Origin of the sequence: Escherichia sp. WS1152, assembly GCF_046487665.1 — a bacterium.
GTDB classification, from domain to species: domain Bacteria; phylum Pseudomonadota; class Gammaproteobacteria; order Enterobacterales; family Enterobacteriaceae; genus Escherichia; species Escherichia coli.
Map to the genome: position 1 here is coordinate 82,289 of NZ_JBJQJA010000014.1, position 19,099 is coordinate 101,387.

Genomic DNA, 19,099 nt, shown 5'->3' on the forward strand with positions numbered 1-19,099 from the left:
ATATCCTCTTCAAACAGAAGAGGGTTAGATTGCTGACAAAATGCGCTTTGTTCATGCCGGATGCGGCGTGAACGCCTTATCCGGCCTACATAATCACGCAAATTCAATATATTGCAGAGATCATGTAGGCCGGATAAACGTAGTGCATCAGGCAAAACGTAAACAACGAGTACATTAATGAGCGAAATGATTTACGGCATCCACGCAGTGCAGGCCCTGCTGGAGCGCGCCCCTGAACGTTTTCAGGAAGTCTTTATTTTAAAAGGCCGTGAAGATAAACGTCTGTTACCGCTGATTCACGCCCTTGAGTCTCAGGGCGTGGTTATCCAGTTGGCAAACCGCCAATATCTCGACGAGAAAAGCGACGGTGCCGTGCATCAGGGCATTATCGCCCGCGTGAAGCCAGGACGTCAGTATCAGGAAAACGATCTGCCGGATCTGATCGCTTCGCTCGATCAACCGTTCCTGCTGATCCTCGACGGTGTAACCGATCCGCACAACCTCGGCGCGTGCCTGCGTAGCGCGGACGCCGCTGGCGTTCACGCGGTGATTGTGCCGAAAGATCGCTCCGCACAGCTCAACGCCACGGCGAAAAAAGTAGCCTGCGGCGCGGCAGAAAGCGTTCCACTGATTCGGGTGACTAACCTTGCGCGCACCATGCGTATGTTGCAGGAAGAGAATATCTGGATCGTCGGTACGGCAGGCGAGGCGGATCATACACTCTATCAGAGCAAAATGACCGGACGCCTGGCGCTGGTGATGGGCGCGGAAGGTGAAGGTATGCGTCGCCTGACCCGTGAACATTGCGATGAGTTGATCAGCATCCCAATGGCAGGAAGTGTTTCTTCCCTGAACGTTTCGGTTGCAACCGGAATTTGCTTATTTGAAGCGGTGCGTCAGCGCAGCTAGTTCCTCTGAATTATGAAAAGCCATCCAGATTTGGATGGTTTTTTTTTGTCTATAGCTGGTAAGATAATTACGTACTGCAAATATTCATTTTGTTAATATTTAAACTAAATCTATATGGAATAATATATGACATGGAATCCGTTGGCGCTGGCGACGGCGCTGCAAACTGTACCTGAACAAAATATTGATGTAACAAATAGCGATAACGCATTAATTATTAAAATGAATGATTATGGCGATTTGCAAATCAATATTCTTTTTACTTCCCGCCAAATGATTATCGAAACCTTTATTTGTCCGGTAAGTAGTATCAGCAATCCAGATGAATTTAATACCTTCTTATTAAGAAATCAGAAGATGATGCCGTTGTCATCGGTAGGAATCTCCAGCGTGCAACAGGAAGAGTATTACATTGTTTTCGGGGCGTTATCGCTTAAATCTTCTCTTGAAGATATCCTGCTTGAGATAGCCTCGCTGGTAGATAACGCATTGGATCTGGCTGAAATTACAGAAGAATATTCACACTAATTACAAGGACGGGTATTTATGGGAATTTTAAAAAGTTTATTCACGCTGGGGAAATCGTTTATCTCCCAGGCGGAAGAGTCCATTGAAGAAACCCAGGGCGTGCGCATGCTGGAACAGCATATTCGTGACGCTAAAGCTGAACTCGATAAAGCCGGAAAATCTCGCGTCGATCTGCTGGCGCGGGTGAAATTAAGTCACGATAAGCTGAAAGATTTACGTGAGCGCAAAGCCAGTCTGGAAGCCCGTGCGCTGGAAGCGTTAAGCAAGAACGTTAATCCGTCGTTGATTAACGAAGTTGCTGAAGAAATCGCGCGCCTTGAGAATCTCATTACCGCTGAAGAGCAAGTGTTGTCGAATCTGGAAGTCTCCCGTGATGGCGTGGAAAAAGCAGTTACAGCGACAGCGCAGCGTATCGCTCAGTTTGAGCAGCAAATGGAAGTCGTTAAAGCCACTGAAGCCATGCAGCGTGCACAACAGGCTGTAACAACCTCTACCGTTGGCGCATCTTCCAGCGTTTCGACAGCGGCAGAATCCTTAAAACGCCTGCAAACGCGTCAGGCAGAACGTCAGGCTCGCCTGGATGCTGCCGCACAGTTGGAGAAAGTCGCAGACGGTCGCGACCTTGACGAAAAGCTGGCGGAAGCCGGAATTGGCGGTAGCAATAAAAGTAGCGCCCAGGATGTATTAGCAAGACTGCAACGCCAACAGGGCGAGTAATTTTGTTGCCAGCCTCACTACAAGGCTGGCAACTATTTTAAGGATAAAATATGTCTGGTTTTTTCCAGCGTCTGTTTGGCAAGGATAATAAGCCTGCTATCGCTCGCGGTCCGCTGGGACTTCATCTCAATAGTGGCTTTACGCTCGACACGTTAGCGTTTCGTTTGCTGGAAGATGAATTGCTGATTGCGCTGCCGGGTGAGGAATTTACGGTAGCCGCTGTCAGCCACATCGATCTGGGCGGCGGTAGTCAGATTTTCCGCTACTACACTTCAGGCGATGAGTTTCTGCAAATCAATACCACCGGCGGCGAAGATATTGATGACATTGATGATATCAAGCTCTTTGTCTATGAAGAGAGCTACGGTATCAGTAAAGAGAGTCACTGGCGCGAGGCGATCAACGCCAAAACGATGGGGGCAATGACCTTAAACTGGCAGGAAAAACGCTGGCAGAGATTTTTTAACAGCGAAGAACCGGGAAATATCGAACCCGTCTACATGCTGGAAAAAGTAGAAAATCAAAATCATGCTAAATGGGAAGTCCATAATTTTACCATGGGCTACCAGCGGCAAGTGACCGAAGATACTTACGAATATTTGCTGCTAAATGGTGAGGAATCTTTTAACGATCTCGGCGAGCCAGAGTGGTTATTTTCGCGCGCGTTGGGTGTCGATATCCCGCTGACATCACTTCATATTATTGGTTAATTACAAGGACGTTTACAATGCATATACTGGATTCACTTCTTGCCTTTAGTGCCTATTTTTTTATTGGCGTGGTGATGGTGATTATTTTTCTGTTTATCTACTCCAAAATTACACCGCACAATGAATGGCAATTAATCAAAAACAATAATACCGCAGCGTCACTGGCGTTCAGCGGTACATTGTTGGGTTACGTGATCCCCTTATCCAGTGCGGCAATCAATGCGGTGAGTATTCCAGACTATTTCGCCTGGGGCGGGATTGCACTGGTGATTCAGTTACTCGTTTTTGCTGGTGTCAGACTTTATATGCCCGCATTAAGCGAAAAAATTATTAATCACAATACCGCAGCAGGAATGTTTATGGGAACCGCCGCGCTGGCTGGCGGTATTTTTAACGCAGCTTGTATGACATGGTAATGGACGATCATGGCCAGAAAACGCAAATCAAGAAATAACAGTAAAATTGGTCACGGAGCGATCAGTCGCATTGGTAGACCGAATAATCCTTTTGAACCGCGTCGCAATCGCTACGCACAAAAATACTTAACGTTGGCGCTAATGGGCGGTGCCGCTTTTTTTGTATTGAAAGGTTGTGGCGATAGTGGCGATGTCGATAACGACGGCGACGGAACGTTTTACGCGACAGTGCAGGATTGTATTGATGACGGTAATAATGCAGACATTTGCGCGCGTGGCTGGAATAACGCCAAAGCAGCATTTTATGCCGATGTTCCGAAGAATATGACTCAGCAGAATTGTCAGTCTAAGTACGAAAATTGCTACTACGACAACGTTGAACAGAGTTGGATCCCGGTCGTTTCTGGATTTTTGTTAAGCCGGGTTATTCGTAAAGATCGCGATGAGCAGTTTGTTTATAACAGCGGCGGATCCTCATTTGCTTCCCGCCCCGTCTGGCGCAACACTTCTGGTGATTACTCCTGGCGCTCCGGTTCTGGCAAAAAAGAGTCTTACTCTTCAGGCGGCTTTACCACCAAAAAAGCGTCAACCGTTTCTCGCGGCGGCTATGGTCGTTCTTCCAGCGCCCGTGGGCATTGGGGAGGCTAATCATGCTGAGACACAACGTTCCTGTGCGACGGGATCTGGACCAAATCGCCGCTGACAACGGTTTCGACTTTCATATCATCGACAATGAAATCTATTGGGACGAGAGTCGGGCTTACCGTTTTACTCTGCGCCAGATTGAAGAGCAGATCGAAAAACCGACTGCGGAACTGCATCAGATGTGCCTTGAGGTGGTGGATCGCGCGGTTAAAGACGAAGAGATCCTGACGCAACTGGCGATCCCTCCGTTGTACTGGGATGTGATCGCTGAAAGCTGGCGCGCACGCGATCCTTCGCTGTATGGCCGGATGGATTTTGCCTGGTGTGGCAATGCGCCGGTGAAGCTGCTGGAGTACAACGCCGATACGCCGACCTCGTTGTATGAGTCGGCTTATTTCCAGTGGTTGTGGCTAGAGGATGCCCGGCGCAGCGGCATTATTCCGCGTGATGCCGATCAGTACAATGCCATTCAGGAACGCCTGATTTCGCGCTTTAGTGAGCTTTACAGTCGGGAGCCGTTTTATTTCTGCTGCTGTCAGGACACCGATGAAGACAGGACTACCGTGCTGTACTTGCAGGACTGCGCCCAGCAGGCAGGGCAGGAGTCGCGGTTTATCTACATTGAAGATCTCGGTTTGGGCGTCGGCGGCGTACTGACCGATCTTGATGATAATGTCATCCAGCGTGCATTTAAGCTGTATCCGCTGGAGTGGATGATGCGTGACGATAACGGTCCGCTGCTGCGCAAGCGTCGCGAGCAATGGGTGGAGCCGTTATGGAAAAGTATCTTGAGTAATAAAGGGCTAATGCCGCTGCTTTGGCGCTTCTTCCCTGGTCATCCTAACCTTCTTGCATCCTGGTTTGAGGGTGAAAAACCGCAGATTGCCGCTGGCGAAAGCTATGTGCGTAAACCGATCTACTCGCGCGAAGGCGGAAATGTCACCATTTTCGACGGCCAGAATAACGTCGTTGACCACGCTGATGGTGATTACGCCGATGAACCGATGATCTACCAGGCGTTTCAACCTCTGCCGCGGTTTGGCGATAGCTACACACTCATCGGTAGCTGGATTGTCGATGATGAAGCGTGCGGAATGGGGATTCGTGAAGATAACACACTGATCACCAAAGACACCTCACGTTTCGTTCCGCATTACATTGCTGGATAAGAATGTTTTAGCAATCTCTTTCTGTCATGAATCCATGGCAGTGACCATACTAATGGTGACTGCCATTGATGGAGGGAGACACAGTGCACTGGCAAACTCACACCGTTTTTAATCAACCTATACCATTAAATAACAGCAACTTATACCTGTCTGATGGCGCGCTTTGCGAAGCGGTAACGCGTGAAGGTGCTGGCTGGGATAGCGATTTTCTAGCCAGTATTGGTCAGCAGTTAGGAACGGCTGAATCCCTTGAACTGGGGCGGCTGGCGAATGTGAATCCGCCTGAATTATTGCGCTACGATGCGCAAGGACGCCGTCTGGACGATGTGCGTTTTCACCCCGCCTGGCACCTGCTGATGCAGGCGCTATGTACCAATCGGGTGCACAATCTTGCCTGGGAAGAAGACGCTCGCTCCGGCGCATTTGTGGCGCGCGCGGCGCGTTTTATGTTGCACGCACAGGTTGAGGCGGGGTCGTTATGTCCAATAACGATGACCTTTGCCGCCACGCCATTGTTGTTACAGATGTTACCCACGCCGTTTCAGGACTGGACCACGCCGCTGTTGAGCGATCGCTACGATTCTCACTTATTGCCAGGTGGGCAAAAACGCGGTTTGTTGATTGGCATGGGAATGACGGAAAAGCAGGGCGGTTCCGATGTCATGAGCAACACCACCCGCGCAGAGCGTCTGGAGGATGGCTCTTATCGGCTGGTGGGGCATAAATGGTTTTTCTCGGTTCCGCAAAGCGATGCGCATCTGGTGCTGGCGCAGACCGCGGGCGGTTTGTCCTGCTTTTTTGTGCCGCGCTTTTTGCCTGACGGGCAACGCAACGCGATTCGCCTCGAGCGGCTGAAAGATAAGCTGGGTAATCGCTCTAACGCCAGTTGTGAAGTGGAGTTTCAGGATGCCATTGGCTGGTTATTGGGGCAGGAAGGGGAAGGAATTCGTCTGATCCTGAAAATGGGGGGGATGACGCGTTTTGATTGCGCCCTGGGTAGCCATGCCATGATGCGCCGTGCGTTCTCGCTGGCGATTTATCATGCGCATCAACGCCATGTTTTTGGTAATCCATTGATCCAACAGCCCCTTATGCGTCATGTCTTAAGTCGCATGGCACTTCAGCTTGAAGGGCAAACGGCGTTGCTGTTTCGTCTTGCGCGAGCGTGGGACCGGCGAGCCGATGCCAAAGAAGCCCTGTGGGCGCGTTTATTTACGCCTGCGGCAAAATTTGTGATCTGCAAACGAGGTATGCCGTTTGTGGCCGAAGCGATGGAGGTGCTGGGCGGCATTGGTTATTGCGAGGAGAGCGAGCTGCCGCGGCTTTACCGGGAGATGCCGGTAAACAGTATTTGGGAAGGTTCCGGCAATATTATGTGCCTGGATGTGCTGCGCGTTCTCAATAAGCAAGCGGGCGTATACGACTTATTGTCGGAAGCATTTGTGGAAGTGAAAGGGCAGGATCGCTATTTTGATCGCGCGGTTCGTCGTTTACAGCAGCAGCTGCGTAAGCCAGCTGAAGAACTGGGGCGAGAGATTACTCATCAGCTATTCCTGCTGGGCTGCGGTGCGCAAATGTTGAAATATGCCTCTCCGCCAATGGCGCAGGCGTGGTGTCAGGTGATGTTAGATACGCGCGGCGGCGTACGGTTGTCAGAGCAGATCCAGAATGATTTATTGCTGCGGGCGACGGGGGGAGTGTGTGTGTAAGCGTATACGACTGATGCGACGCTGGTTTCGATTAACTCAATGAAATATGTGAAAATTGTAGGCCGGACAAGGCGCTCGCGCCGCATCCGGCATTGTTCATTTGCTGTAGATGACACTCATGCATACAGTATCGCCTGTACGCGCCAGTTATCAGGCTGCTGGTCTTCGTACATGGTAATAATGCGGTACCATGACGCACCTTGTTCATCGGCCTTTAACGCCACGATACGTTCCACGTCCTGCGGATCCCCTGAAATATTGCTAACTGAGATCTGACCTATTTCATTCAGGCCCGTCACGCAGTCAGCACTGGCGAATTCTGCAGACTGTGCCGTGGCGCTCGCAGGATAAGTCACTAATTGCAGCGAGGGTGAGGCAAGTAATTGTTTCATCGTCAGCTCCATTTTTCGTTTCCCCACATGTTGCAGGGCATTCCATCGCGGTAATAAACGCCCAGGCTTCCAGCCGGTAATTTATTGTGCACAGGTAAACGCATAGGGACGCAAAGCAATGTAAAGCTGACTATGTAAGTTGTCTGATTTATTTACGGTACAAAATGGCTTGTGAATACCACTGTCCTGTCACGATGGTTTCGTCCACCATGACGACAACGTAATAATCAGCTTTTGCAGCGACAGCTTTTGCTCTGATTTCTGCTAATGCGTCATCCGGAGAACCCCGAACCATTGTGCTTACGCTACCTATTCGCTGTAACCCTTGCGTCTGGTCGCGGCGAATCTCTTGCGGATGGTCCGTTACTGGCGGTGCTGGCTGTGGCGTACCTTGCAGTGCGCTACAGGCACTTAACATCAACACCAATAATAAACTGGCAAACCGGTAAATAACGCTATTACGTTTCCTGCTAACCATAGTGTAGTGCCTTATTAATTTAACTTTGGGGGAATGTTCCCGAATTGTTACCTGGTACGCGATTTTCGAATGAAAACGTGACGAAAGCGTAACCCACATCTCAACATTATGAACTAATACCGCCAGCAGAAACTTGTGCTAAGGATTTCTTCATGTCATACCAGACAAAAAGGAGAGACAGATGATTGAAATAGAATCACGCGAGCTGGCAGATATTCCCGTTCTTCATGCTTATCCTGTCGGACAAAAAGATACCCCGTTACCGTGCGTGATTTTTTATCACGGCTTTACTTCGTCCAGTCTGGTGTATAGCTATTTTGCCGTTGCGCTGGCGCAGGCTGGTTTGCGGGTGATCATGCCGGATGCGCCCGATCACGGTAGTCGTTTTAGTGGCGACGCAGCGCGGCGGTTAAATCAATTCTGGCAAATCTTGCTACAAAGTATGCAGGAATTCACTACTTTACGTGCGGCAATAGCCGAAGAAAACTGGCTGCTTGATGACCGTCTGGCAGTCGGTGGCGCGTCGATGGGCGCGATGACGGCACTGGGAATTACCGCTCGCCACCCCACGGTGAAATGTACCGCCAGCATGATGGGATCGGGCTATTTTACATCGCTCGCCCGTTCACTGTTTCCACCGCTGATACCTGAAACGGCAGCACAGCAGAATGAATTCAATAACATTGTCGCGCCGCTGGCAGAGTGGGAAGCGACAAACCACCTGGAACAACTTGGGGACAGACCTCTACTGCTGTGGCATGGCCTCGACGATGACGTTGTGCCTGCCGATGAATCACTACGTTTGCAGCAGGCCTTAAGCGAGACGGGACGGGATAAACTGCTAACCTGTTCATGGCAGCCAGGCGTGCGTCACCGCATTACGCCTGAGGCGTTAGATGCTGCCGTGACATTTTTCCGCCAGCATCTTTAAACACGCAGAATGCTGACCCCTTGCGCTTCCAGTTGTTGCAGGATTTCCGGGTTAGCATTTTTGCCGGTGATAAGCATATCGATTTGATCGGCACGGCTAAAAAGCATTCCCGCGCGTTCGCCAATCTTACTGCTATCAACCAGTACCACCAGTTTCCCTACCACGCTCAGCATCTTCTGCTCTGCCATTGCTGTCAGCATATCGGTTTTATACAACCCTTCTGCGGTCAGCCCTTTTCCGCTGGTAAACATCCAGTGCCCGGCATAGAGACTGTTTTCGCTGCCCTGCGGGCTTAAAGTGATGGACTGACTTTTGTTGTACTGTCCGCCCATAATGATCACGCTGTCATGTTCTTGATCGATCAGGTAATTTGCCAGCGGTAGATAATTAGTGATGATTTGCACTGGCTTGCCACACATTTCCCGCCCAAGCAGAAACGCGGTGGAGCCGCAGTTGATGACTACGCTTTCGCCCGGATTAACCAGCTGCGAGGCCGCTTTAGCAATACGTACTTTTTCATCGTGATTCTGCGCCTGATGCAGATTCATCGGCGTCCAGCGCGGGCGCTGTTGGGTAATAGCTTCTGCGCCATTGCGCACTTTTTTCAGTTTGCCGCTTTCGTCAAGTTTATTGATATCGCGTCGCGCAGTGGCAGGCGAAATTCCCAGACGCTCAACGACTTTCTCAACGGTCACAAAGCCCAATTGTGCGAGCATTTCCAGGAGGATTTGATGTCTTTGTGCTTCAGTCATGAGCTATTCCGATAAAATTTGATTTTTTTAGATGATATTTGAAATAGCCAGGAAATACTACGCCGGATAGCGCGAACTTCTCCACGCTATCCGGTATAAACGACAGATTACAGGAATGACTTGAACGGCAGATCCGGTTCAATAGTGAAGCAATCATCGAAACCGCGCGGATAGTGGTACTCGAAGTTGTCTTTATCCAGCGGCCAGGTAAATTTGCCGCCCACCTGCCAGATAAACGGCTTAAAGCCATATTTCAGGCGATCTTTTTTCATCTCCCACAGCACGCGGATCTCTTGCGGATCGGCCTGGAAGTTTGACCAGATATCGTGGTGGAACGGGATCACTACTTTCGCATTCAGCGCTTCGCCCATACGCAGCATATCGGCGCTGGTCATTTTGTCGGTGATACCGCGCGGGTTTTCGCCGTACGATCCTAACGCCACGTCGATCTGATGTTCGTTACCGTGCTTCGCATAATAGTTAGAGTAGTGGGAGTCGCCGCTGTGATACAGGGAGCCGCCAGGCGTTTTGAACAGGTAGTTCACCGCGCGATCGTCCATGCCATCTGGCAGTACGCCAGCCGCTTTTTGATCGGCAGGCAGGGTGATCAGTGCAGTACGGTCGAAAGCATCAAGCGCATGAATTTCAATGTCTTTGACTTTCACCACGTCGCCCGGTTTAACCACGATGCAACGTTCTTTCGGCACGCCCCAGCCGATCCATAAATCCACACAGGTTTTCGGTCCGATAAACGGTACGTCATCAGCACAGTTCTGCATCACGGCAGCAGCGACGTTAACGTCGATATGATCGTTGTGATCGTGAGTCGCCAGGACGGCGTCGATCTGGCGAATAGCAAATGGATCAAGAACAAACGGGGTGGTGCGCAGGTTCGGCTGCAGTTTTTTCACGCCAGCCATACGCTGCATCTGGTGACCCTGTTTCATTAACGGGTTACCGTGACTTTGTTTGCCTGTGCCGCACCAGAAATCAACGCAAACGTTGGTGCCACCTTCCGATTTCAGCCAGATCCCGGTGCAGCCAAGCCACCACATCGCAAATGTACCAGGAGCTACCTGCTCTTGTTCAATTTCTTCATTCAACCAGCTACCCCACTCCGGGAAAGTGCTCAGGATCCAGGATTCACGGGTGATACTTTTCACTTTACTCATCGCCATTTACCTTCATGATAGTTCAATTCGAATCAACATATGATTGGTTTTGATTAATCCTGACACTATTTTTTCAGGAAGGCAATGACCATTTTTTGACTTTTTGCCGGGTGATTTGTTGTGAATTTGGAGTATGGAAAGATTTAATGGAATGTGTAATTCAATTAACTTAATGAATTCAAATGATTAATTGTTTCTTTGTGTGAATCCCATATTTTCGTTATGGAATTATTTGTGTGTCGCGTCACATTTAATCATAAATAATCTTGTTGTGATTACTTTTGAAAATTAGAGTGAGTGCACAACATTCCGGGTGTGAGGAATACCCGGTTACCTCTTCTTCAGGAGATCGTTATGGAGATCCTCTACAACATCTTTACCGTGTTTTTTAACCAGGTCATGACCAATGCCCCGTTGTTGCTGGGTATTGTGACCTGTCTGGGCTACATCCTACTGCGCAAAAGTGTCAGCGTTATTATTAAAGGCACGATTAAAACCATAATTGGTTTCATGTTGTTGCAGGCAGGGTCCGGCATCCTCACCAGCACCTTCAAACCGGTGGTGGCGAAAATGTCCGAAGTCTACGGCATTAACGGCGCAATTTCAGATACTTACGCTTCGATGATGGCAACCATCGACCGCATGGGCGATGCCTATAGCTGGGTGGGTTACGCCGTATTGTTAGCGCTGGCGCTGAACATCTGTTACGTGCTGCTGCGTCGCATTACCGGCATTCGCACAATCATGTTGACCGGCCACATCATGTTCCAGCAGGCCGGGTTGATTGCCGTTACGCTGTTTATCTTCGGCTACTCCATGTGGACCACCATTATCTGTACCGCGATTCTGGTTTCGCTCTACTGGGGCATCACTTCCAACATGATGTACAAGCCGACTCAGGAAGTGACGGATGGCTGTGGTTTCTCCATCGGTCACCAGCAGCAGTTTGCATCATGGATTGCCTATAAAGTCGCACCGTTCCTCGGCAAAAAAGAGGAGAGCGTTGAAGACCTCAAATTGCCGGGCTGGCTGAACATTTTCCACGACAACATCGTCTCCACGGCGATTGTGATGACCATCTTCTTTGGCGCCATTCTGCTCTCCTTCGGTATCGACACCGTGCAGGCGATGGCGGGCAAAGTGCACTGGACGGTCTACATCCTGCAAACCGGTTTCTCCTTCGCGGTGGCGATCTTCATCATCACTCAGGGCGTGCGCATGTTTGTGGCGGAACTCTCTGAAGCATTTAACGGTATCTCCCAGCGCCTGATCCCAGGTGCGGTTCTGGCGATTGACTGTGCGGCTATCTATAGCTTCGCGCCGAACGCCGTGGTCTGGGGCTTTATGTGGGGCACCATCGGTCAGCTGATTGCAGTTGGCATCCTGGTCGCCTGCGGCTCTTCCATTCTGATTATTCCAGGCTTTATCCCGATGTTCTTCTCCAACGCCACCATCGGCGTGTTCGCTAACCACTTCGGCGGCTGGCGTGCAGCGCTGAAGATTTGTCTGGTGATGGGAATGATCGAAATCTTTGGTTGCGTCTGGGCGGTGAAACTCACCGGTATGAGTGCCTGGATGGGCATGGCGGACTGGTCGATTCTGGCACCGCCGATGATGCAAGGCTTCTTCTCCATCGGTATCGCCTTTATGGCCGTCATCATTGTAATTGCACTGGCTTATATGTTCTTCGCTGGCCGCGCACTGCGCGCAGAAGAAGATGCAGAAAAACAACTGGCAGAACAGTCTGCTTAATAAGGAGTTTTGATTATGACCGTACGTATTCTGGCTGTGTGTGGCAACGGACAAGGCAGTTCCATGATCATGAAAATGAAAGTGGACCAGTATTTAACCCAATCAAACATTGACCACACGGTAAACAGCTGCGCGGTTGGCGAGTACAAAAGCGAGTTGAGCGGCGCGGATATCATCATCGCTTCTACGCACATCGCGGGCGAAATCACCGTTACCGGCAACAAATATGTGGTTGGCGTGCGCAACATGCTCTCTCCTGCCGACTTTGGCCCGAAACTGCTGGAAGTGATCAAAGAGCATTTCCCGCAGGACGTGAAGTAAGGATACGCCATGAAACTACGTGATTCGCTGGCGGAGAATAAATCTATCCGCCTGCAGGCTGAAGCAGAGACATGGCAGGACGCAGTAAAAATCGGCGTTGACCTGCTGGTGGCGGCGGATGTTGTCGAGCCGCGTTACTACCAGGCGATTCTGGATGGCGTGGAACAGTTTGGCCCTTATTTCGTTATCGCTCCGGGGCTGGCGATGCCGCACGGGCGGCCGGAAGAGGGTGTTAAGAAAACAGGTTTCTCTCTGGTAACGCTGAAAAAGCCGCTGGAATTTAATCACGACGACAACGATCCGGTGGATATCCTCATCACCATGGCGGCGGTCGATGCCAATACTCACCAGGAAGTGGGCATCATGCAGATCGTCAACCTGTTTGAAGATGAAGAGAATTTTGACCGTTTACGCGCCTGCCGTACCGAGCAGGAAGTACTGGATCTCATTGACCGCACCAACGCGGCAGCTTAAGAAGGAATTGAACATGTCATTACCGATGTTGCAAGTCGCGCTGGACAACCAGACTATGGATAGCGCCTACGAAACCACTCGCCTGATTGCCGAAGAAGTCGACATTATCGAAGTGGGTACCATTCTGTGCGTGGGCGAAGGCGTGCGTGCGGTTCGCGATCTGAAAGCGCTTTACCCGCACAAAATCGTACTGGCAGACGCCAAAATTGCCGATGCGGGCAAAATCCTTTCGCGTATGTGCTTCGAAGCCAACGCTGACTGGGTGACGGTAATTTGCTGTGCGGATATCAACACCGCCAAAGGCGCGCTGGACGTGGCAAAAGAGTTTAACGGCGACGTGCAGATCGAACTGACCGGTTACTGGACCTGGGAACAGGCGCAACAGTGGCGCGATGCAGGCATTCAGCAGGTGGTTTATCACCGCAGCCGTGACGCGCAGGCCGCAGGCGTGGCGTGGGGCGAAGCGGACATCACCGCGATCAAACGTCTTTCCGATATGGGCTTCAAAGTCACCGTCACCGGAGGCCTGGCGCTGGAAGATCTGCCGCTGTTCAAGGGTATTCCGATTCACGTCTTTATCGCGGGCCGTAGTATCCGTGATGCCGCTTCTCCGGTGGAAGCCGCACGTCAGTTCAAACGTTCCATCGCTGAACTGTGGGGCTAAGGAGCGGATATGTTGTCCAAACAAATCCCGCTTGGCATCTATGAAAAAGCGCTCCCCGCCGGGGAGTGCTGGCTGGAACGCCTGCAACTGGCAAAAACGTTGGGCTTCGATTTTGTCGAGATGTCGGTAGATGAAACGGACGAGCGCCTGTCGCGCCTCGACTGGAGCCGCGAGCAGCGTCTGGCGCTGGTCAATGCGATTGTTGAAACCGGCGTGCGCGTGCCGTCCATGTGCCTTTCTGCTCATCGTCGTTTCCCGCTGGGCAGTGAAGATGACGCGGTGCGGGCGCAGGGGCTGGAGATTATGCGTAAAGCTATCCAGTTCGCCCAGGATGTCGGTATTCGCGTGATCCAGCTGGCGGGCTATGACGTTTACTATCAGGAAGCCAATAACGAAACGCGTCGTCGTTTCCGTGACGGCCTGAAAGAGAGCGTTGAGATGGCAAGCCGCGCGCAGGTGACGCTGGCGATGGAGATCATGGATTATCCGTTGATGAACTCCATCAGCAAGGCGCTGGGCTACGCGCACTATCTCAACAATCCGTGGTTCCAGCTCTACCCGGATATCGGCAACCTGTCGGCGTGGGATAACGACGTGCAGATGGAGTTGCAGGCCGGAATCGGGCATATCGTCGCGGTGCATGTGAAAGACACCAAACCGGGCGTCTTCAAAAACGTGCCGTTTGGCGAAGGTGTAGTGGATTTCGAACGTTGTTTCGAAACGCTCAAACAGAGTGGCTATTGCGGGCCGTACCTGATTGAGATGTGGAGCGAAACGGCGGAAGACCCGGCGGCAGAAGTGGCGAAAGCGCGTGATTGGGTGAAAGCGCGCATGGCGAAAGCGGGCATGGTGGAGGCGGCATAATGCAAAAGCTAAAACAGCAGGTATTTGAAGCCAACATGGAGCTGCCGCGCTACGGGCTGGTGACCTTTACCTGGGGCAACGTCAGCGCTATCGACCGCGAACGCGGGCTGGTGGTGATCAAGCCCAGCGGCGTTGCCTACGAAACCATGAAAGCGGCCGATATGGTGGTGGTTGATATGAGCGGCAAGGTGGTGGAAGGGGAGTATCGCCCATCTTCCGACACTGCGACGCATCTCGAACTCTACCGTCGTTACCCGTCGCTTGGCGGCATTGTCCATACCCACTCCACTCATGCCACCGCATGGGCGCAGGCGGGGCTGGCGATCCCGGCGTTAGGCACCACGCACGCTGACTACTTCTTTGGCGACATTCCGTGTACGCGCGGGTTAAGCGAAGAAGAGGTGCAGGGCGAGTATGAACTGAACACCGGCAAAGTGATTATCGAAACGCTGGGCAACGCCGAGCCGCTGCATACGCCGGGAATTGTGGTGTATCAGCACGGACCGTTCGCCTGGGGGAAAGATGCCCACGATGCGGTGCATAACGCGGTGGTGATGGAAGAAGTGGCGAAAATGGCGTGGATTGCGCGCGGCATTAACCCACAACTGAATCACATCGACAGCTTCCTGATGAATAAACACTTCATGCGTAAACACGGTCCTAACGCTTATTACGGGCAGAAGTAGAACACGCGCTGCGGAAATTTCCTTCCTCGGGAGATAACTGGTCTAATTCCGCAGCCGTTTTTCAAAAAAAGCCCCCTGCGAAGGGGGCAAAGCAAACTATGGCAATGTTTCGTTGGTTATACCTGGTGCTAGCGATAAATATCCGCGCTGGCGTGCATATTGCCGTTACTCCCCGGTTCCCGCATCAGAATTACGTGGTAGTACGTTGCGCCTTGCGCATCTGTTTCTTCATTTAATGCCTGACGTGCTTCGCTTTCAGTGGCGAAATTATGATTGATATAAATCACGCCTAAGCTTTGCACATCGTCCATATTTCTGGCCTGGTGGTTATTAATTTCAATGGCTGCCCATGTATTTGCACTTAGCAAAAGCACAGCCAGAAGGGCTAAAACACGACTGAACATAGATACCTCCTCGACGGCTGACTTTGTGTGCTCTCCTCTGTGATGATCTTCTGATTTAATTTTAATCAATGATAAAGAAGTTGATGGTGACCATTTCTGATGCAGTTGTTCAAAAAAACACCATGATGAAGTGTGATGAACTTCAAATCAGCGTGTTAGTCCACTTTGGTGAAAGATGAGATTTATTTGTCGGCTGGCCTTGAGTTTAGCGGGGTATGTCAGTACTATAACGCGTCATTTTTCAGCCGACCTTTAACACGTTCCTTGCCTCCCCGGGATTCGGCTGACCCAGACAGGAGGCTGAATAATCCGTAAGGAGCAATTCGATGCGTCATTACGAAATCGTTTTTATGGTCCATCCTGACCAGAGCGAACAGGTTCCGGGCATGATCGAGCGCTACACTGCTGCCATCACTGGTGCAGAAGGCAAGATCCACCGTCTGGAAGACTGGGGCCGCCGTCAGCTGGCTTACCCGATCAACAAACTGCACAAAGCTCACTACGTTCTGATGAACGTTGAAGCTCCGCAGGAAGTGATCGATGAGCTGGAAACTACCTTCCGCTTCAACGATGCCGTTATCCGCAGCATGGTTATGCGTACCAAGCACGCTGTTACCGAAGCATCTCCGATGGTTAAAGCGAAAGACGAGCGCCGTGAGCGTCGCGATGATTTCGCAAACGAAACCGCTGATGATGCTGAAGCTGGGGATTCTGAAGAGTAATTTCTGATGACCAACCGTCTGGTGTTGTCCGGCACCGTGTGCAGGACTCCCCTTCGAAAGGTCAGTCCATCAGGAATTCCTCACTGCCAGTTCGTGCTTGAGCATCGTTCTGTGCAGGAGGAAGCCGGCTTTCACCGGCAGGCATGGTGTCAAATGCCCGTTATTGTTAGCGGACACGAAAACCAGGCCATTACTCACAGTATAACGGTCGGCAGTCGCATAACCGTTCAGGGGTTCATTTCATGCCACAAGGCAAAGAACGGACTGAGCAAAATGGTTTTGCATGCCGAGCAGATTGAATTGATAGATTCTGGAGACTAGCCATATGGCACGTTATTTCCGTCGTCGCAAGTTCTGCCGTTTCACCGCGGAAGGCGTTCAAGAGATCGACTATAAAGATATCGCTACGCTGAAAAACTACATCACCGAAAGCGGTAAGATTGTCCCAAGCCGTATCACCGGTACCCGTGCAAAATACCAGCGTCAGCTGGCTCGCGCTATCAAACGCGCTCGCTACCTGTCCCTGCTGCCGTACACTGATCGCCATCAGTAATCGGTCACGGTCCATTAATACGACTTTGAGAGGATAAGGTAATGCAAGTTATTCTGCTTGATAAAGTAGCAAACCTGGGTAGCCTGGGTGATCAGGTAAACGTTAAAGCGGGCTATGCTCGTAACTTCCTGGTACCGCAGGGTAAAGCTGTTCCAGCTACCAAGAAAAACATTGAATTCTTCGAAGCACGTCGCGCTGAACTGGAAGCTAAACTGGCTGAAGTTCTGGCAGCAGCTAATGCTCGCGCTGAGAAAATCAATGCACTGGAAACTGTTACCATCGCGTCTAAAGCTGGCGACGAAGGTAAACTGTTCGGTTCCATCGGTACTCGCGACATCGCTGACGCTGTAACTGCAGCTGGCGTTGAAGTGGCTAAGAGCGAAGTTCGTCTGCCGAACGGCGTTCTGCGTACCACTGGCGAACACGAAGTGAGCTTCCAGGTTCACAGCGAAGTATTCGCGAAAGTGATCGTAAACGTAGTAGCTGAATAATTCGTTATTCAACGAGACGTAAAAACGCCGACCATTGGTCGGCGTTTTGCTTTCTATTTTTCGTCAGGTATTAGTTTCGCAAGTAGATCCATTCACCATTCTCTTGTGTCCATAAGTCAGGATGGTTTGCTGGCGTTAGATACATACGAGCGCAACTGATGTCTCGCTCCTGCGGCACTCGCTCGAAACCCAAACCCGAGTAGATTGCGGCTGAACCTGATAAGGAACGCAGACCAATTTTCAAATCATGGGGTAAATCAGAATACGCGTTTAGCAATGCAGCAATGATGAATCCGAGGGCATTAGAAACGCCTGTAACAGTGCGAAGTTGGTCGATATAAAGATCGATTGTTGGTAGTTCAGATGACCAGCAATTAGGCATTTGGGCAGGAAGGGTTACAACGTATCCTATCGTTTGGCCGGTATAGTCTGGAGTACCATAACCAGGTCCCAAAACCACTTCGTGTATTGTGTATTTACTGTTGGGTTCGAAGGATTCGACATCTTGCAATAAATATTTCAGTTCTGCGGTTAACCTCGCACCCGCGTAAGCTTTATTGTATTTCTGGGCGTGAATATTATCTAATGTAGCTTCATGGTTCCATCCAAAAGAATTATCACCATTCATTGTTACTCCATCGTAAGCATTACACTTCTTTGCTAACTTATTGAATGCTTGCCAGTCAGAGAGATCTAGTTTGTGGATCTCAACAGTACGTCTGCCATCGCAATTATGATCTCTTCCACGATTTGACAGTAATGTAGCGCGTGCGTATTGATGAAATTTTAGTTTTGCTGGTTTGTCGGTGGACGAAAAACGAGGTAAATATGCGGGGAATGAATAAATAGTTGTTGGTAATGTCATTTTATTGTTGCCTGTTTAATATTTTTACAAATATCGCAGTTGAATGTTCAAAGAAAAAGAATTGATATTAATAAAAATAAGTTTGTTTTCTGAAGTGGTGAAAATAGCGGATGGTGAAAGATATTAATATCAAAAATCGCTCATTATGGATATAACGATGCACCCGGGGAGAAAATGACTTCCACGCCTTACACCGTACATTCTTGTTGTGCGGTATGTAATTATTCTACGCTGTCGGTATCGGTGTATTCGTTAATCAGCAGGTTAGCCAGCCACAAAAAGCCATTGAGAAAATTATTGATTTTACATGGGATTATTATATTGCTAATCCCTGGTTTTTAAAAATTGTGCATAGTGAAAATCAAAGTAAAGGTGTGCATTATGCAAAATCACAGCGTCTCTTAGAAATTACCCATGCGCACTTGCAGTTAATGGAATCCTTATTGGATGAAGGGAAGAAACACAATATTTTTAAGCCAGATATCGACCCATTTCAGGTGAATATTAATATTGCTGCGCTTGGGGGATATTATTTGATCAACCAGCATACGCTTGGCCTGGTTTATCCGGTGCGCCGTAAAACCCCGTCCTTCAGGGCGGGGATATACGGCGCGGTTTTCCACCTAACCAGGTGTTTGCTGTTGTTCAATGTATTGACGGATGGCGGATATTGGCGCACCTCCGCAGCTACTGGCAAAATAGCCAGGACTCCACAAAACGCCTTTGTAGTAATACCTGACTGCAATATCTGGTCGATCTCGTCGCAGTAACCTAC

General features: G+C 50.3%; 26 protein-coding genes and 1 pseudogene. 20 read left to right on the top strand and 7 right to left on the bottom strand.

The window, feature by feature from the left end:
• The first annotated feature begins 177 nt into the window (after window positions 1–177).
• The 8 genes from rlmB (at window position 178) to ACJHW7_RS19165 (ending at window position 6,803) form a co-directional block, all read left to right on the top strand.
• Window positions 178–909 carry a 23S rRNA (guanosine(2251)-2'-O)-methyltransferase RlmB gene (gene rlmB, locus ACJHW7_RS19130; protein ID WP_001293282.1) on the top strand — a complete coding sequence of 244 codons (732 nt, stop codon included), beginning with the start codon at window positions 178–180 and terminating at the stop codon, window positions 907–909.
• 126 nt (window positions 910–1,035) lie between these two features.
• Window positions 1,036–1,437, top strand: a complete 402-nt coding sequence (locus ACJHW7_RS19135; RefSeq protein ID WP_021557464.1) for a YjfI family protein — start codon at window positions 1,036–1,038, stop codon at window positions 1,435–1,437.
• A gap of 18 nt (window positions 1,438–1,455) precedes the next feature.
• Entirely contained in the window at window positions 1,456–2,154 is a 699-nt protein-coding gene (locus ACJHW7_RS19140) for a PspA/IM30 family protein (protein ID WP_000511955.1), read from the top strand.
• A 50-nt stretch (window positions 2,155–2,204) separates the two neighbouring features.
• The gene (locus ACJHW7_RS19145) at window positions 2,205–2,864 is read left to right on the top strand and encodes a YjfK family protein (protein ID WP_000012551.1); all 660 of its coding nucleotides are present in this window, start codon (window positions 2,205–2,207) and stop codon (window positions 2,862–2,864) included.
• A gap of 17 nt (window positions 2,865–2,881) precedes the next feature.
• The gene (locus ACJHW7_RS19150; RefSeq protein ID WP_021557465.1) at window positions 2,882–3,280 is read left to right on the top strand and encodes a DUF350 domain-containing protein; all 399 of its coding nucleotides are present in this window, start codon (window positions 2,882–2,884) and stop codon (window positions 3,278–3,280) included.
• Window positions 3,281–3,289: 9 nt separating this feature from the next.
• Window positions 3,290–3,928: a DUF1190 domain-containing protein gene (locus ACJHW7_RS19155; protein WP_021557466.1), complete on the top strand. Its 639-nt coding sequence runs from the start codon at window positions 3,290–3,292 to the stop codon at window positions 3,926–3,928.
• A gap of 2 nt (window positions 3,929–3,930) precedes the next feature.
• A complete protein-coding gene (locus ACJHW7_RS19160; protein ID WP_000943966.1) occupies window positions 3,931–5,094 on the top strand; it encodes a glutathionylspermidine synthase family protein in 1,164 nt (387 codons plus the stop codon).
• An 83-nt stretch (window positions 5,095–5,177) separates the two neighbouring features.
• Entirely contained in the window at window positions 5,178–6,803 is a 1,626-nt protein-coding gene (locus tag ACJHW7_RS19165; RefSeq protein ID WP_001491463.1) for an isovaleryl-CoA dehydrogenase, read from the top strand.
• A 116-nt stretch (window positions 6,804–6,919) separates the two neighbouring features.
• On the opposite strand, the gene yjfN is transcribed toward ACJHW7_RS19165, so the two are convergent.
• Both yjfN and bsmA read right to left on the bottom strand, forming a co-directional pair.
• On the bottom strand, window positions 6,920–7,195 hold the full coding sequence (gene yjfN / locus ACJHW7_RS19170) for a DUF1471 family protease activator YjfN (protein ID WP_000811566.1): 276 nt from the start codon (window positions 7,193–7,195) through the stop codon (window positions 6,920–6,922).
• Between the two features lie 148 nt (window positions 7,196–7,343).
• On the bottom strand, window positions 7,344–7,673 hold the full coding sequence (gene bsmA / locus ACJHW7_RS19175) for a biofilm peroxide resistance protein BsmA (RefSeq protein WP_000254636.1): 330 nt from the start codon (window positions 7,671–7,673) through the stop codon (window positions 7,344–7,346).
• Window positions 7,674–7,854: 181 nt separating this feature from the next.
• On the opposite strand from bsmA, the gene yjfP reads away from it, so the two are divergent.
• Window positions 7,855–8,604, top strand: a complete 750-nt coding sequence (gene yjfP, locus ACJHW7_RS19180) for an esterase (protein ID WP_000569702.1) — start codon at window positions 7,855–7,857, stop codon at window positions 8,602–8,604.
• Here the strand turns inward: yjfP and ulaR are convergent.
• Entirely contained in the window at window positions 8,601–9,356 is a 756-nt protein-coding gene (ulaR, locus tag ACJHW7_RS19185) for an HTH-type transcriptional regulator UlaR (RefSeq protein WP_000133631.1), read from the bottom strand. The genes yjfP and ulaR overlap by 4 nt on opposite strands.
• 107 nt (window positions 9,357–9,463) lie before the next feature.
• The gene (ulaG, locus tag ACJHW7_RS19190) at window positions 9,464–10,528 is read right to left on the bottom strand and encodes an L-ascorbate 6-phosphate lactonase (RefSeq protein WP_001295191.1); all 1,065 of its coding nucleotides are present in this window, start codon (window positions 10,526–10,528) and stop codon (window positions 9,464–9,466) included.
• A 354-nt stretch (window positions 10,529–10,882) separates the two neighbouring features.
• Between ulaG and ulaA the strand changes: the two genes are divergently transcribed.
• Genes ulaA through ulaF form a run of 6 tightly spaced genes read left to right on the top strand, consistent with a single transcriptional unit; the run spans window position 10,883 to window position 15,289 of the window.
• The gene (gene ulaA / locus ACJHW7_RS19195; protein WP_001350568.1) at window positions 10,883–12,280 is read left to right on the top strand and encodes a PTS ascorbate transporter subunit IIC; all 1,398 of its coding nucleotides are present in this window, start codon (window positions 10,883–10,885) and stop codon (window positions 12,278–12,280) included.
• Window positions 12,281–12,295: 15 nt separating this feature from the next.
• Entirely contained in the window at window positions 12,296–12,601 is a 306-nt protein-coding gene (gene ulaB / locus ACJHW7_RS19200; RefSeq protein WP_021557467.1) for a PTS ascorbate transporter subunit IIB, read from the top strand.
• 9 nt (window positions 12,602–12,610) lie between these two features.
• Complete coding sequence (gene ulaC / locus ACJHW7_RS19205) at window positions 12,611–13,075, top strand: PTS ascorbate transporter subunit IIA (RefSeq protein WP_000776510.1); 465 nt, start codon at window positions 12,611–12,613, stop codon at window positions 13,073–13,075.
• 13 nt (window positions 13,076–13,088) lie between these two features.
• The gene (ulaD, locus tag ACJHW7_RS19210; protein WP_000056760.1) at window positions 13,089–13,739 is read left to right on the top strand and encodes a 3-keto-L-gulonate-6-phosphate decarboxylase UlaD; all 651 of its coding nucleotides are present in this window, start codon (window positions 13,089–13,091) and stop codon (window positions 13,737–13,739) included.
• A 9-nt stretch (window positions 13,740–13,748) separates the two neighbouring features.
• Window positions 13,749–14,603: an L-ribulose-5-phosphate 3-epimerase UlaE gene (ulaE, locus tag ACJHW7_RS19215; RefSeq protein WP_000949511.1), complete on the top strand. Its 855-nt coding sequence runs from the start codon at window positions 13,749–13,751 to the stop codon at window positions 14,601–14,603.
• Complete coding sequence (gene ulaF, locus ACJHW7_RS19220; protein WP_001170847.1) at window positions 14,603–15,289, top strand: L-ribulose-5-phosphate 4-epimerase UlaF; 687 nt, start codon at window positions 14,603–14,605, stop codon at window positions 15,287–15,289. The genes ulaE and ulaF overlap by 1 nt, the downstream gene beginning before the upstream one ends.
• Before the next feature lie 128 nt (window positions 15,290–15,417).
• Here the strand turns inward: ulaF and yjfY are convergent, their stop codons facing one another.
• Window positions 15,418–15,693, bottom strand: a complete 276-nt coding sequence (yjfY, locus tag ACJHW7_RS19225) for a DUF1471 family protein YjfY (protein ID WP_000492914.1) — start codon at window positions 15,691–15,693, stop codon at window positions 15,418–15,420.
• Between the two features lie 326 nt (window positions 15,694–16,019).
• Between yjfY and rpsF the strand changes: the two genes are divergently transcribed.
• From rpsF to rplI, 4 genes are read left to right on the top strand one after another with little or no spacing between them, the layout of a single operon-like run.
• A complete protein-coding gene (gene rpsF, locus ACJHW7_RS19230) occupies window positions 16,020–16,415 on the top strand; it encodes a 30S ribosomal protein S6 (RefSeq protein ID WP_001216676.1) in 396 nt (131 codons plus the stop codon).
• 6 nt (window positions 16,416–16,421) lie between these two features.
• The gene (priB, locus tag ACJHW7_RS19235; RefSeq protein ID WP_001296681.1) at window positions 16,422–16,736 is read left to right on the top strand and encodes a primosomal replication protein N; all 315 of its coding nucleotides are present in this window, start codon (window positions 16,422–16,424) and stop codon (window positions 16,734–16,736) included.
• Window positions 16,737–16,740: 4 nt separating this feature from the next.
• Window positions 16,741–16,968, top strand: coding sequence for a 30S ribosomal protein S18 (gene rpsR, locus ACJHW7_RS19240; protein ID WP_000135199.1), 228 nt, complete (start codon window positions 16,741–16,743; stop codon window positions 16,966–16,968).
• 41 nt (window positions 16,969–17,009) lie between these two features.
• On the top strand, window positions 17,010–17,459 hold the full coding sequence (gene rplI, locus ACJHW7_RS19245) for a 50S ribosomal protein L9 (RefSeq protein ID WP_001196062.1): 450 nt from the start codon (window positions 17,010–17,012) through the stop codon (window positions 17,457–17,459).
• A gap of 70 nt (window positions 17,460–17,529) precedes the next feature.
• Here the strand turns inward: rplI and ACJHW7_RS19250 are convergent, their stop codons facing one another.
• Window positions 17,530–18,324, bottom strand: a complete 795-nt coding sequence (locus ACJHW7_RS19250; protein WP_024227197.1) for a DUF2686 family protein — start codon at window positions 18,322–18,324, stop codon at window positions 17,530–17,532.
• Between the two features lie 272 nt (window positions 18,325–18,596).
• Here ACJHW7_RS19250 and ACJHW7_RS19255 point away from each other — a divergent pair.
• Window positions 18,597–18,911: pseudogene (locus ACJHW7_RS19255) on the top strand (TetR/AcrR family transcriptional regulator); the annotation flags it as partial.
• Window positions 18,912–18,947: 36 nt separating this feature from the next.
• On the opposite strand, the gene ACJHW7_RS19260 reads toward ACJHW7_RS19255, so the two are convergent.
• A partial coding sequence (locus ACJHW7_RS19260) for a transposase (protein ID WP_175086780.1) occupies window positions 18,948–19,099 on the bottom strand: 152 nt, incomplete at its 5' end.